13 protein-coding genes are annotated in these 13119 nt (G+C 72.9%); 5 read left to right on the forward strand and 8 right to left on the reverse strand.

What is annotated here, in order from left to right:
- Positions 1-49 precede the first annotated feature (49 nt).
- The 3 genes from IE265_RS17820 to IE265_RS17830 form a co-directional block, all read right to left on the reverse strand.
- Positions 50-709 carry a DUF5063 domain-containing protein gene (locus IE265_RS17820; RefSeq protein WP_190036567.1) on the reverse strand — a complete coding sequence of 220 codons (660 nt, stop codon included), beginning with the start codon at positions 707-709 and terminating at the stop codon, positions 50-52.
- A gap of 100 nt (positions 710-809) precedes the next feature.
- Complete coding sequence (gene recR / locus IE265_RS17825) at positions 810-1409, reverse strand: recombination mediator RecR (RefSeq protein WP_190036568.1); 600 nt, start codon at positions 1407-1409, stop codon at positions 810-812.
- 115 nt (positions 1410-1524) lie between these two features.
- A complete protein-coding gene (locus IE265_RS17830; protein ID WP_190036569.1) occupies positions 1525-1863 on the reverse strand; it encodes a YbaB/EbfC family nucleoid-associated protein in 339 nt (112 codons plus the stop codon).
- A 292-nt stretch (positions 1864-2155) separates the two neighbouring features.
- Between IE265_RS17830 and IE265_RS17835 the strand changes: the two genes are divergently transcribed.
- The gene (locus IE265_RS17835; RefSeq protein ID WP_229916253.1) at positions 2156-2977 is read left to right on the forward strand and encodes an SLATT domain-containing protein; all 822 of its coding nucleotides are present in this window, start codon (positions 2156-2158) and stop codon (positions 2975-2977) included.
- Between the two features lie 309 nt (positions 2978-3286).
- Here IE265_RS17835 and IE265_RS17840 read toward each other — a convergent pair whose 3' ends face one another.
- From IE265_RS17840 to IE265_RS17850, 3 genes are all read right to left on the reverse strand, one after another.
- Positions 3287-5425 carry a serine/threonine-protein kinase gene (locus tag IE265_RS17840; RefSeq protein WP_190036570.1) on the reverse strand — a complete coding sequence of 713 codons (2139 nt, stop codon included), beginning with the start codon at positions 5423-5425 and terminating at the stop codon, positions 3287-3289.
- Between the two features lie 221 nt (positions 5426-5646).
- On the reverse strand, positions 5647-6123 hold the full coding sequence (locus IE265_RS17845) for a MarR family winged helix-turn-helix transcriptional regulator (protein WP_190036571.1): 477 nt from the start codon (positions 6121-6123) through the stop codon (positions 5647-5649).
- Complete coding sequence (locus IE265_RS17850) at positions 6120-6722, reverse strand: type 1 glutamine amidotransferase family protein (RefSeq protein WP_190036572.1); 603 nt, start codon at positions 6720-6722, stop codon at positions 6120-6122. Before IE265_RS17850 ends, IE265_RS17845 begins: the two co-directional genes overlap by 4 nt.
- Positions 6723-6905: 183 nt before the next feature.
- Between IE265_RS17850 and IE265_RS17855 the strand changes: the two genes are divergently transcribed.
- The 3 genes from IE265_RS17855 (at position 6906) to IE265_RS17865 (ending at position 10074) form a co-directional block, all read left to right on the forward strand.
- The gene (locus IE265_RS17855; RefSeq protein WP_190036573.1) at positions 6906-8261 is read left to right on the forward strand and encodes an aspartate aminotransferase family protein; all 1356 of its coding nucleotides are present in this window, start codon (positions 6906-6908) and stop codon (positions 8259-8261) included.
- 150 nt (positions 8262-8411) lie between these two features.
- On the forward strand, positions 8412-9143 hold the full coding sequence (locus IE265_RS17860) for a GntR family transcriptional regulator (RefSeq protein ID WP_190036574.1): 732 nt from the start codon (positions 8412-8414) through the stop codon (positions 9141-9143).
- Between the two features lie 280 nt (positions 9144-9423).
- The gene (locus IE265_RS17865; RefSeq protein ID WP_190036575.1) at positions 9424-10074 is read left to right on the forward strand and encodes a putative DNA-mimic protein; all 651 of its coding nucleotides are present in this window, start codon (positions 9424-9426) and stop codon (positions 10072-10074) included.
- Positions 10075-10190: 116 nt separating this feature from the next.
- Here IE265_RS17865 and IE265_RS17870 read toward each other — a convergent pair whose 3' ends face one another.
- Complete coding sequence (locus IE265_RS17870; RefSeq protein ID WP_190036576.1) at positions 10191-10481, reverse strand: hypothetical protein; 291 nt, start codon at positions 10479-10481, stop codon at positions 10191-10193.
- A 180-nt stretch (positions 10482-10661) separates the two neighbouring features.
- Positions 10662-11945: an adenylosuccinate synthase gene (locus IE265_RS17875; protein ID WP_190036577.1), complete on the reverse strand. Its 1284-nt coding sequence runs from the start codon at positions 11943-11945 to the stop codon at positions 10662-10664.
- 190 nt (positions 11946-12135) lie between these two features.
- Here IE265_RS17875 and IE265_RS17880 point away from each other — a divergent pair, with 190 nt between their 5' ends.
- Entirely contained in the window at positions 12136-13032 is an 897-nt protein-coding gene (locus tag IE265_RS17880; RefSeq protein WP_190036578.1) for a diacylglycerol kinase family protein, read from the forward strand.
- Positions 13033-13119 lie beyond the last annotated feature (87 nt).

Raw genomic sequence — 13119 nt, forward strand, 5'->3', positions numbered from 1 at the left:
AGAACACAAGAATCGCGAACCGACCCCGCGGGCCTGCCGGCAAAAACGCCTACTTCACCGTGCGCAGCCCCAGCGGGCCGGCGATCTCCTCCGCCATCACGCGGCCCGCCTCCTCCGCGAGGGCGTCCTCGCTGAGCTCCTGGTCCGTGTCCAGGCCGTCCAGCTCCTGCAGGGGCTGGTTCAGGCGGACATGGGCGACCAGGGACTGCAGGGCCCGCAGGGTCGCCGAGGCCGTGGAACCCCAGTTGGAGAAGTACGAGAACTGCCACCACCACATGGCTTCCGTGGTGCGGCCCGCGCGGTAGTGCGCCATGCCGTGCCGCAGGTCCGTGATGACGTCGGCCAGGTCGTCGGAGATACGGGCCGGGACAGGGGGCTTGCGGGGCTCGTACGGGTCGAAGACCTCGGAGTAGACGTCGACCGGGTCGAGCATCACGGCGAGGCGCTCGCGGAGTTCGTCCACGTCCGGCTCGGGTCCGAGGTCCGGCTCGTAGCGCTCGTCGGGCAGGATGTCCTCGTGCGCGCCCAGACGGCCGCCGGCCAGCAGGAGTTGGGACACTTCGAGGAGCAGGAAGGGAACGGCCGAGTCCGGCTCGTCGCCCTTCGCGACCTCGGTGACGGCTACGAGAAAGCTGCCGATCTGGTCCGCGATCTGGACCGCGAAGTCGTCGGGGTCCTGCCCCCTCGCGTGCAGCGTGGCGTCAGACATCTAGAACCCGACCTTCCTCAAGAACTCCGTCACGGACGCGGAGTGCACATTCGGACATCCGACAGCCGCCTTCGTCCGAAGGCGCCCCGGAACGGTCCCGTCAGACATCGAGGAGTCGCCTCCCCTCGAAGGCCCGGCCCAGGGTGACCTCGTCGGCGTACTCGAGGTCCCCGCCGACCGGCAGCCCGCTGGCGAGGCGGGTGACCCGCAGCCCCATGGGCTTGATCATCCGGGCGAGGTAGGTGGCGGTGGCCTCGCCCTCCAGGTTGGGGTCCGTCGCCAGGATCAGCTCCGTGACCACGCCGTCCGCCAGGCGGGCCAGCAGCTCCCTTATGCGCAGGTCGTCCGGGCCGACGCCCTCGATCGGGCTGATCGCGCCGCCCAGGACGTGGTACTTGCCCCGGAACTCGCGGGTGCGCTCGACCGCGACCACGTCCTTGGGCTCCTCGACCACGCAGATGACCGAGAGGTCGCGGCGCGGGTCGCGGCAGATGTTGCACAGGTCCTCCTGCGCGACGTTGCCGCAGGTGGCGCAGAACCGGACCTTCGCCTTGACCTCCATGAGGCACTGCGCGAGCCGGCGCACGTCCGTCGGCTCGGCCTGCAGGATGTGGAAGGCGATCCGCTGCGCGCTCTTGGGACCGACGCCGGGCAACCGCCCCAGTTCGTCGATGAGGTCCTGGACCACGCCTTCGTACACGGATTGCCTTCCTGTCCCTGCTCGTCGTGCTCGGTACGTACCGTAGTCGCGCTTGCCTTCTTCGTACGTACGGTAGTTGGCGGCCGGCCTTCTTAGAAGGGACCGCCGGGTTGACTTAGAACGGCAGGCCGGGGATGCCGCCGCCGAGCCCCTGGGTCAGCGGGCCGAGTTTCTGCTGCTGGAGCGTCTGCGCGTTCTCGTTGGCCGCCTGGACCGCCGCGACCACGAGGTCGGCGAGGGTCTCGGTGTCCTCCGGGTCGACGGCCTTCGGGTCGATGACCAGGCCGCGCAGCTCGCCGGAGCCCGTGACCGTCGCCCTCACCAGACCGCCTCCGGCCTGGCCCTCGACCTCCGTGCGCGCCAGTTCCTCCTGCGCGTTCGCGAGGTCCTGCTGCATCTTCTGGGCCTGCTGCAGCAACTGCTGCATGTTGGGCTGGCCACCACCGGGAATCACGATCAGCTCCTGGTATCCGTACGGTCGTCGTACCGCTGGGTGTGCTGCTGTCTGTACGCCTGCCGGCGGAGTTTTCCGCCTTGGCACGAGCCTACGTGGTCTACGGGGCCTACGCCCCGGCACTCTTTCGAGTGAGACAACAGGACGGCCTATACCTGATCAAGACCCACGTCCGAGCGGAAAACCCCTGAAACCGGGCCCATCGCCACCCATTGGGAGGTAATAAGGGTGCGGCGCACCAGCACCATGCGCCACACCATCGTCACGCAACGTCATAGGTAGGGAGCGTCGGGTGAGCCAGCCGGACATGCAGCCCGAGGGGTCGGCCCAGGACGGTCGGGACGACGCTGCACGGCCCGACGGCCCGCGTCCCGGCACTCCGTGGTCCGGCCGTTCGTGGTCCGGCCGTCCGGGGCCCGGCGGTCCCGGGCCCGAGGGCCCGTGGTCCGGCGATCTGCTGGGCAGGGCCTTCCCGCTCGGGGACTGGGGGGAGCCGGCCGAGCGGCTCCACGAGCTGTACCGGTGGGTGGAGGAAGGTGCGCTGAGCACGGCGTCCTGGTACCTCGCCGACCGGGTGTGGAAGCGGCGCGGGGCGCGCGCCCTGCGGACCGGGGCCGCCGTGGGCGCGCTCTCCGGGGCCGCGCTGCCGCTGCTGGATCTCGCCGGGGCGGTCCGCGGCGCCACCGCCTTGGGGTACCTGGCGCTGCTGATCGGCACCGCCTGTGTCGCGGGGGACCGTTTCTTCGGGGTGACGTCCGGCTGGATGCGGGACGTGGCCACCGCCCAGGCCGTGCAGCGGCGGCTCCAGGTCCTCCAGTTCGAGTGGGCCTCGGAGTGCGTGCGGGAGGTCCTGGGGCCCACCGAGGGGACCGCGGGTGAGGCGGCGGAGCGCTGCCTCGGGGTGCTGAGGCGGTTCTCCGAGGACGTCACGGAGCTGGTGCGGGCGGAGACGTCGGACTGGATGGTCGAGTTCCGGACCGGGTCCGCCCCGTCGGCCGTCCAGGCCGGGGCGTGCGGCGGGCCGCGCGGCGAGGCGGCCCCTCCGGGACGCCCCCCGCTGCCCCCGGGGACCCGGCCCAACATGCCCAGGCAGCGCCCGCCGGAGCCCCGTTAGCGCAACGAGGGTCCGGGCGCCCGGCCGCACGTGCGGGCCGCGCGGCAAGGGCCCCCCGGTGCGGCCGCGCGGTACGGGCCGGCCGGTCGTGGCCCGTCGCGTGGCCGGGCCCGCTGCGCCTAGGCACCGGACACCGGACACCGGCGCGACCGTGCTCGGCACCCGGTCGGCGGAGGCGGGTGCCGGACCGCCGGACCGCCGGGTGACCGGACGCCCCGGCCGTGGGCTCCGGGGGCCGTCGACACGGCGCTCGGAGTCCACGGCCGGGGCGTCCACGGCCGGTGCGGGCCGTACCGGTGGCGCGCGGTCTCAGCCCTGCTTCGTGTACGTGAGTTCGCCGTCCGTGCCGATGACCCGGCGCATGCGCCCGTCCGGGAGGAGGGTCAGCTCCGAGGCCTTGCCGGGGGTGCACGAACTGGCCGGCTCCCCGACGACGACCTGGGAGGGTCCGACGCGCAACGGCCCGCCGTCGTCCGGGGCCTCGGCCAGTTCCGCCCGGAACACGCAGTGGTACGTGCCGCCGTCCGCCGTGAGCGACAGCACCGCGTCGCCGACCTCGCCCTGCCGGATGGTGAGCCGGCGGGTGTTGTGCCCGGTGTCGTTGTCGATGGACGCGTTCCAGGTGCCCAGGTACGCGGCGGGTACGGCGCCGTCCTGCGGCGGCGCCTCCTGCCGCGTGGTCGGCGGCAGGGTCGTGGGCTCCTCCGTGGCCGGGCCCGGTGTCGTCGGCGCGCCCGTCGTCGGGGACGGGCTCACCTCACCGCCCGCGCGCTCGTCCGCGCCGTCCTTCATCAGCGCGTACACGGACGCGCCCGCGCCCAGCGCGACGACCAGCGCCACCGCGACCAGCACGGCGGTGGACCGGCCGCCCCGGCGCGGCGGTTCGGGCTGCGGGGCTCCCGGACCGTAGGGGGGCGTGGGTCCGTACGGCGGCGTGGGTCCGTACGGGGGCGTCGGGCCGTAGGGAGGCGTCGAGCCCGGGGCGGGCGCGTACCCGCCCGGGGCAGCGGACCACGCGCCGGGCTGCTGGGGCGGGTAGCCGTAGGCGCCGGGCAGCGGGTGCTGCTGCGGGTGGCCGTACGCCGGGTGCGCCGGCGCCGGACCGCGCACCGCGGCGGGTCCCGCCGGCGGGGTGGGCGCGGGGGTGGGCGGCGCGCCCGTGATCATCGTCGGCAGGTGGTCGAGCGAGGCGCCCCCCGGAGTGCCCGGCGGGGGCGGCGTACCGCCGTCGGGCGCGGGGGCGTGCTCGGGCGTCGCCTCGGGGACGGGGTTCGCCGTGGTCGGCGTGGCCACGACGGGCCCCGGCGGATCGACGGGGGCGGTGCCGCCCGGATGGTCCTCGGCCCCACCGCCCTCCGGGGCGGCGGGTACGGCCGGGACGGCGGGCGCAGCCGGCGCGTCCCCCGCAGCCCCTGCGACCCCGGCGGCCGGCGGACCGGCGACGGCCGGGGATCCGGGCAGGGCCGGCGGAACGGGTACGGCCTGCGGACCGGCGGCACTCGCGGGCGCCGCGCCCGGTTCCGCCTCCTCCGGGTCCTCCGTGTCGAGCAGCCGGACGGCGTGCCGTCCGAGCTGGGCCACCAGCATCCCGGGCAGCCAGGGGTCGCGGCTGCGGCCGTCCACGACGGTGTCCTCGGCGCCCGTGCGCTCCAGCACGTCGTCGAGGCCCGGGCGGGCTTCCGGGTCCTTGCGCAGGCACTGCCGCACGAGGTCGTACAGGCCCTCCGGGAGCGCCGACAGGTCGGGCTCCTCCTGGGCGACCCGGAACATCAGGGCGTGCACGCCGCTGTTGGCGGTGCCGAAGGGAAGGGCGCCAGTGGCCGCGTACGCGAGGACCGAGCCCAGGCAGAAGACGTCGCAGGCGGGCGTGATGCGTTCGCCGCGCACCTGCTCGGGGGCCATGAAACCGGGCGAGCCGACGAGCGCGCCGGTGCGGGTGAGACCGCCGTCGGTCACCGTCTCCAGGGCCCGGGCTATGCCGAAGTCGATGACGCGCGGGCCGTCGATGGTGACGAGGATGTTCGACGGCTTGAGGTCGCGGTGGATCAGACCGGCCTCGTGGATGTCCTTGAGCGCGTGGGCGAGACCGGCCGCGAGGATGCGTACGGAACGCTCGGGGAGCGCGCCGTGGTCGTGCCCGACGACCGTCTGGAGCGTGGGTCCGGCCACATAGCCCGTGGCGACCCAGGGGACGGCGGCCTCGGTGTCCGCGTCCAGTACGGGTGCCGTCCAGTGGCCGCCGACGCGTCCGGCCGCCTGCACCTCCTGGCGGAACCGGGCGCGGAACTCGTCCTGTTCGGCGAGTTCCCGGCGCACCAGCTTCACGGCGACGGTCCGTCCCCGGTCGGATCGCGCCAGGTACACCTGCCCCATGCCCCCCGCACCGAGCCGTGCCAGCAGTCGATAAGCGCCGATCCGCTGCGGATCGGCAGGACCGAGCTTCTCCATCGGTTGCCGCCCCTCCCCCGTACGTGTGCGACAGCCCGAGGATAGTGCGGAGGGGCACGGAGCAGGCCGCAGGTGGTGTCTACGGTTCCGTAACAGCAGGTCCGGCGCCCCGCGGCCGGCCCCGGACGCTGCCGGCACCGGCCGCGCGCCGCTCCCCGAGCCGCTCCCCGAGCCCTCCCGCGACCGCCCGCCGCACCGGGCCGGAGCCGCCCGGCGCGGCCTCACCGGCCCGTCTGCGGCTCCTGTTCGCGGCCTGGCTCGGTGAGTGTCTCCATCACGTCGGCCAGCCGCTCCAGCACCCGGACCGTCTCGGCGAACTCCCGGTCGCCGAGGGCCAGCGCGAGCCGGTCCGCGAAGGCCGAGTGCCCCGGGCCGATCCGCTCGACGGCCGCGCGGCCGTCGGGTGTCGGACGCAGCAGTTTCGCGCGGCGGTGGGCGGGGTTGGGCACGTACTCGGCCAGCCCGCGCGTGACGAGCAGGTCGGCGATCCGCTGCACGCTCTGCCGGGTGATGCCCATGGCCCGGGCGATCCCCGAGACGGACAGCGGCTCCCGCAGCACCGCTCCGAGCACCTGCCACCAGGCGGCGGTGAGGCCGGCGGGCGCGGCCAGTTCCTCGGCCACGCCGAGGAACCGGCCGTTCAGCCGGAAGACACCGAGGGCGGTGCGGCTGAACAGTGCCTGGCGTTCCCCGCTCACTGCCCGGCCGCCTCGAGGACCGCGTACGCCTCGGGGTCCGAGTCGTGGAACAGCCGGTACCAGGCGTCGAGGACCTGCCCCTCGTAGACCCCGAGCAGTCCGAAGACCTCCCGGGCGAACGCCACCGGCTCGGTCGGGCCGGCCGTGACCAGCTTTCCGTCGGTCACCGCGTCGGCGTCCACGTACCGCTCGCCGCCGCCGTATCCGGTGGCCGCCAGGTAGAAGGAGACGGCACTCGTGTGGGCCCGGTCGTCGAGCAGCCCCTCGCGGGCGAGGCCGGCCGTGCCGCCGCAGATCGCGGCGACCGGCACGTCCGCCGCGAGGAACTCCCGCGCCTTGCGGGCGAAGGGGGCCAGTTCCGTGCCGGTGTCCCACAGGTCCGCGCCCGGCAGGATCAGCAGCGCGGCGTCCTCGGGGCGTACGTCGTCGAGCGCGATGTCGGGCCTGACCGTCAGCCCGCCGATGGAGGTGACCGGGTCGAGCGAGGGCCCGACCGTGCGGATCTCGTAGCCGGCCCGCGCGAGGTACGCGGTCGTGTGTCCGGTCTCCCAGTCGGCCAGCGTGTTGTAGACGGCCAGGTACACGGGCTTGCGGGTCATGGCTCCTCCTGGGTGCTGCTCCGAAGTGCTTATGTAAGCATGCTGTCATTTCGACAGGATGCTGTCAACTGTTGCCGTGGATCGGAACCGCCGTCCACACGCGACAACCTGTCGCGTTCGCGCCCGCACCGCAGACAGGACGCCGATGTCGTACGCCCGCCCCCGACATCTACGCTCGGCCCCATGACCCCTCAGCCCGACCCTCAGGCCGGCGCCGCCGTGAAGGCGGCCGACCGCGCCCATGTGTTCCACTCCTGGTCCGCGCAGGAACTCATCGACCCGCTCGCCGTCGCCGGTGCCGAGGGGTCCTACTTCTGGGACTACGAAGGCAAGCGGTATCTGGACTTCACCAGCGGGCTCGTCTTCACCAACATCGGCTACCAGCACCCGAAGGTCGTCACGGCGATCCAGGAGCAGGCCGCGACCCTGACCACGTTCGCGCCCGCCTTCGCCGTGGAGGCCCGCTCCGAGGCGGCCCGGCTGATAGCCGAGCGGACCCCGGGCGACCTCGACAAGATCTTCTTCACCAACGGCGGCGCCGAGGCGATCGAGAACGCCACCCGGATGGCCCGGCTGCACACCGGCCGCCCGAAGGTGCTGAGCGCCTACCGCTCGTACCACGGCGCCACCAGCACCGCGATCAACATGACCGGCGACCCGCGCCGCTGGCCCAACGACAGCGGGTCCGCCGGCGTCGTGCGCTTCTGGGCGCCCTTCCTCTACCGCTCCCCGTTCCACGCGTCGACCGAGCAGGAGGAGTGCGAGCGCGCGCTCCAGCACCTCGCCGACACCATCGCCTTCGAGGGCCCGGCGACCATCGCGGCGGTCGTGCTGGAGACGATCCCCGGCACGGCCGGGATCATGGTCCCGCCGCCCGGCTACCTGGAGGGCGTACGGGCGCTGTGCGACCAGTACGGCATCCTCTTCGTCCTCGACGAGGTGATGGCGGGCTTCGGCCGGACGGGCGCCTGGTTCGCCGCCGACCACACGGGTGTCGTGCCCGACCTGATGACCTTCGCGAAGGGCGTCAACTCCGGTTACGTGCCGCTCGGCGGTGTCGCCATCTCCGGCGCCGTCGCGGAGACCTTCGCGCGCCGCCCCTACCCCGGCGGCCTCACCTACTCCGGGCACCCGCTGGCCTGCGCCGCGGCCGTCGCCACCATCAACGTGATGGAGGAGGAGGGGATCGTCGGCCAGGCCGCCCGCATCGGCGAGACCGTCCTCGGCCCGGGCCTGCGCGAACTCGCCGACCGGCACCCGAGCATCGGGGAGGTGCGGGGCACCGGCGTGTTCTGGGCGCTGGAGCTCGTACGGAACAGGGAGACCCGCGAGCCGCTGGTGCCGTACAACGCCTCCGGCGAGGCCAACGCGCCCATGGCGGCCTTCGCCGCCGCGGCGAAGGCCCGCGGCCTGTGGCCCTTCGTCAACATGAACCGCACCCACGTCGTGCCGCCGTGCAACATCACGGAGGCCGAGGCCAAGGAGGGCCTGGCCGCGCTCGACGAGGCACTCTCCGTGGCGGACGAGCACACGGTGTAGTACAGCCGGTCACGGAGGGTGCCGAATCCGGTGCGGCACCCTCCGGAAATGCGGTCAATTCCCGACCGGTTGCCCCGACGTCGAACGCGTAAGGTGACTGGCCCGTAGACATGGGCGAGCACTTACCCGATCGGGGGAGGGAACAGGACGATGGCCGGCACCGGCAGCGGCTATGGCGCCGTCACGCGCAGCACCCTGCGGCAGCAGATCGCGGACGCGCTCCGCGACGAAGTGCTGGCCGGCCGCCTCCTGCCGGGTCAGGAGTTCACGGTCAAGGAGATCGCCGAGCAGTACGGGGTCTCCGCGACCCCGGTCCGCGAGGCCCTCGTCGACCTCTCGGCACAGGGCCTCCTCGACGCGGACCAGCACCGGGGCTTCCGCGTCCACGAGTACTCGCTGAACGACTACAGGGGCATGATCGAGGCCCGCAGCCTGGTCACGGAGAGCATCTTCCACGGCCTGCTGGACGAGACCGCGTCCACCACCCGGGGCGCCCGCGCCGCGCTCGCCACCCGTGCCGACGACCCGCGCACCGGCGCCGCGCTCGCCGCGGTGCGCCGCCGCGGCGAGGAGGCCCAGCGGGCCGCCGCCGCGGGCGACCTCAACATCCTGATCGGCTACGACCTGCGTTTCTGGCGCGAACTCAGCGGGCTCTTCGGCAATCCGTACCTCGCCGACTTCCTGCACCGACTGCGCGTGCAGTCCTGGGTGTGCGCGGTCCAGCACCTGCGTCGGATCGACGATCTGCGCGGTCAGCTCTGGGCCGAGCACACCGGGCTCGTGGACGCCCTGGCGGAGCGGGACGCCCCGGCCGCGCACGCGATCGTCACCGCGTACAACGCGCACTCGCTGGCGTTGATCGAGCGGCTCGCCGCGGGCTGACGGGCCCCGGGGCCTGCGGGCCCTGGCGGGGACCTGGCGCGGTTCGTCGGGTGCGGTCCCGTCGTGGCTCGCCGCGCAGTTCCCGGTGCCCCTTCAGGGGGCTGCCGTGGTTGGCGGGTGCGCGGCTCCGTCGTGGCCGGGCGCGCAGTCCCCCGCGCCCCCCCCGGGGGGTCCGCGGAGTCTGCCGTGAGTGTGGCGCATGCGACCCGCACGGTGGGGACCCAGCGTGCCTCCAGCCATTACGCTGCCCTGACCACCGTGCTACGCGAGGAGCTCTCAGTTGGCCTGTGACCTGTGGCTGGTCCCGCTCGTCGACGTGTTGTGCCACACCCCCGACAACCCCTTCGCCGAGGAACTCGCGCTCTACGACAAGGTTCTGGGCGAGTCCGGACTTCCGCCGGTACCGGTCTACGCCTACATGCCGGGGCTCTCCGGCGACGTGGCGCCGGTCGCGGGCTTCGACTACGACGCGCTGCACTTCCTGCGGCGCGCGTACCTGCTCCAGGTCTGCGGTCTGCCCGTGACTCCCGTCGGCGAACTGGGCGGCGACTACGAGCAGTTGCTGGAGATGTTCGAGACGACGGCCCAGCAGTCGCACCTGGTCTGGCACTACGACCACGCGGGCGCCTACGTCCCCGTCGACTTCCCGCACCCGCTGTCGAGCGACGAACTCCTCGCGGGCGGCGGCCCGCTGGGCTCCTCGCAGACCCTGCTGCGCGAACTGGAACTGGTCGCGCCCGCGATCGGCATAGACCCGGCCAACCCACCCGCGCCTCCCGAGCCGCCCATGGCCCCGACCGAGTTGGAGGAGCCGGCGGCGCCCGCGGCCTTCGACGCGAGCCCGTTCGCCCGCGAACGGCACGTGTGGCTCGGGCTGCACGCGGCGGCGACGCGGAGCCTGGCGCAGGGCTCGATGATCATCTTCAGCTAGGCCGCGTCGACCCGCGGGCCGGCCACCCGCACCGGCCGGCCGCGCGGGCCGACCGCACCGGCCCGGACCGTCGCGGTCCGGGCCGGTGCGGATCGGCGGGTCAGTGGATCAGCGGGTCAGTGGATCTGGGACAGGCCCTTCTCCAGGTCCTCGCCGTTCATGATCGGGAAGATCTCGACCTCGGCGTTGAGCTGGGTGAAGAAGGGCTCCAGGGCCGGAGGCATCTCCGAGCTGTCCCGCATGTCGAAGACCAGGAAACAGGTACGCCGGCCGCCCTCGGGGCCGAAGTACGCGGCCTCGGGCCTGATGTGGTCCATGGTCTCCTTCAGCAGGTCGGCCATCTTCCCGCTGCGGAACACCTCGTTCGCCTTCTCCGTGTCCAGCTTCGCCTTGAGCATGACGCGCATCGCACTCACCTTCTTCACCCTCGGCAGATGTGCGGACGCGGTGCGGTCGCGCCTTCAGACTATGCCCGTTGCGAGAGGTGCGCCCACATCTGTCCCGGTGTGCGGTCCGGGTCCGGGCAGCACACCGCCCCCGGTCGGCGGGAGCCGGCCGGGGGCGGGAGAGCGCGTCGAACCGCCGTACTAGATGAAGGAGTTGATCTCGATCGTCTCGTCGCGGCCCGGACCGACGCCGATCGCGGAGATCGGGGCGCCGGACATCTCCTCCAGGGCCCTGACGTACGCCTGGGCGTTCTTCGGGAGGTCCGCGAAGGTCTTGGCCTTCGTGATGTCCTCCGACCAGCCCGGCAGGGTCTCGTAGATCGGCTTCGCGTGGTGGAAGTCCGTCTGCGAGTACGGGAGCTCCTCGACGCGCCTGCCGTCGATCTCGTACGCGACGCAGACCGGGATCTCCTCCCAGCCCGTGAGGACGTCGAGCTTGGTGAGGAAGAAGTCGGTCAGGCCGTTGACCCGGGTCGCGTAGCGCGCGATGACCGCGTCGAACCAGCCGCAGCGGCGGTCGCGGCCGGTGGTGACACCGCGCTCACCGCCGATGCGCCGCAGCGCGTCGCCGTCGTCGTCGAACAGCTCGGTCGGGAACGGGCCGGCGCCGACTCGGGTCGTGTACGCCTTGAGGATGCCGATCACGCGGCTGATCTTCGTCGGGCCCACGCCCGAACCCGTGCAGGCGCCGCCCGCGGTCGGGTTCGACGAGGTCACGAAGGGATAGGTGCCGTGGTCGATGTCCAGCAGCGTGCCCTGGCCGCCCTCGAAGAGGACCACCTTGTCCGCTTCGAGGGCCTGGTTCAGGACGAGCACGGTGTCGGCGACGTACGGGCGCAGCCGCTCCGCGTAGGTCAGCAGTTCCTCGACGACCTGCTCGACCTCGATGGCCCGGCGGTTGAAGACCTTGGTGAGGAGCTGGTTCTTGCCGTCGAGCGCCGCCTCGACCTTCTGGGTCAGGATGGACTCGTCGTACAGGTCCTGGACACGGATGCCGACACGGTTGATCTTGTCCGCGTAGGTCGGGCCGATGCCCCGACCGGTGGTGCCGATCTTCCGCTTCCCGAGGAAGCGTTCCGTCACCTTGTCCACCGTCACGTTGTACGGGGTGATGATGTGCGCGTTTCCGCTGATGAGAAGCTTGGAGGTGTCGACGCCACGCTCGTTCAGCCCGTTCAGCTCGGAGAACAGGACAGACGGGTCGACGACGACTCCGTTACCGATGACCGGGGTGCACCCCGGCGAGAGGATTCCGGAAGGGAGGAGGTGGAGGGCGTACTTCTGATCGCCTACGACTACCGTGTGGCCGGCGTTGTTGCCGCCTTGGTAGCGCACCACATAATCCACGGATCCACCGAGCAGGTCGGTGGCCTTTCCCTTGCCTTCGTCACCCCACTGAGCACCGAGCAGCACAAGTGCGGGCACGCGCGTACACCCCTTCCGGGCGGGGCATGTCCAAGGTCGGGGACGTACGCGGCTGCTTCTGGTACGGCTGCGTACGCCGGCGACCACCTTTGGCCGCGACCGTCGGACCGGATGCCCCGGAATAGACGAAGCCCCTGGCGCAATAGCGCAAGGGGCTCTTGCACAAAGATGCTACCCGAGGAAGCGAGGCATGACCGAGGTGGCGACTTCCGACCAGCTCCTGGTGGTCATCGACCCGGTCGCCCGTCACGGTGACGGTGAGGCGGTACGGATCGCAAAAGACGTGCTCAGCGCGGGTGCGACGACCAAAGTGTGCCTCCCTGACGGGCCCGAGGAATTCGATCGCGCACTGGCCCGGCGGGGGTCCCGCCGGCTGGTCGTGATCGGCGACGACCTGGCGCTTCTGCGCGCTGTTTCCCTTTTGCACCGACAACGGGAACTGGCCGGATGCGCACTGTCCATGGTGCCGGTGGGCGTCGACGGGGGCCCGCTGGCGCTCGCGCGGGCGCTCGGGGTGCCGACGGGTGCCGTCGCGGCGGCGCGGGCCGTGCTGGACGGCACCGAGCGGCGCCTGGACCTCCTGGTGGACGACAGCGACGGGGTCGTCCTCGGCGCGCTGCGCATCCCGCCGCTCACCGGCGCCGGGACCGATCCGTGGGCCCTCCTGGACCCGGACGGCGACCCCGCGCACGCGGGGGCCGCGCCCGGGCACCACCACCATCACTGGCTGCGCACCTGCCAGTCCCTCGTGCGCACCCTGGCGTCCCGGCCGGTGCGGGCGGCGGCCCCGGTGGCACCGGGGCCCTCGCGGCTGCGGATCGAGGTCGACGGGGTCACCCTGGTCGACCTGGACCAGCCGGTGGAGGCCGTGTGCGTCACGCCGGGCGGTGCGGGCGGCGGCGCCCGGGTGGAGGTGCGCCCCGTCTCCGTCGGGGCGGTGGCGGCTCCCCTGGAGGCGGTCGCACGGACGATCACCGTGTCCGGGGCGGACTTCCGCTACCGCGCGGACGCGCTGGTGGGCGGCCCGGTGCGGACCCGCACGTGGACGGTACGGGAGGCCGCGTGGGGGCTCACCCTGCCGGGGTGACCCCGTACGGGCGGCCCGGGGGAGGGATCGGCCCCGCCCCGGGACAGGGGGCCCGGAGCAGGGCGGACCCGGTGCGGCGCGGGTGCG

It is taken from the genome of Streptomyces fructofermentans, from assembly GCF_014651055.1.
Classification (GTDB): domain Bacteria; phylum Actinomycetota; class Actinomycetes; order Streptomycetales; family Streptomycetaceae; genus Streptomyces; species Streptomyces fructofermentans.

Coding starts and splice junctions, on each gene's coding strand:
- IE265_RS17840 (WP_190036570.1), bottom strand. CDS start 5,425: ATGGAGAAGCTCGGTCCTGCCGATCCGCAGCGGATCGGCGCTTATCGA.
- IE265_RS17855 (WP_190036573.1), top strand. CDS start 6,906: ATGACCCCTCAGCCCGACCCTCAGGCCGGCGCCGCCGTGAAGGCGGCC.
- IE265_RS17850 (WP_190036572.1), bottom strand. CDS start 6,722: ATGACCCGCAAGCCCGTGTACCTGGCCGTCTACAACACGCTGGCCGAC.
- IE265_RS17870 (WP_190036576.1), bottom strand. CDS start 10,481: ATGCGCGTCATGCTCAAGGCGAAGCTGGACACGGAGAAGGCGAACGAG.
- IE265_RS17880 (WP_190036578.1), top strand. CDS start 12,136: ATGACCGAGGTGGCGACTTCCGACCAGCTCCTGGTGGTCATCGACCCG.
- IE265_RS17820 (WP_190036567.1), bottom strand. CDS start 709: ATGTCTGACGCCACGCTGCACGCGAGGGGGCAGGACCCCGACGACTTC.
- IE265_RS17860 (WP_190036574.1), top strand. CDS start 8,412: ATGGCCGGCACCGGCAGCGGCTATGGCGCCGTCACGCGCAGCACCCTG.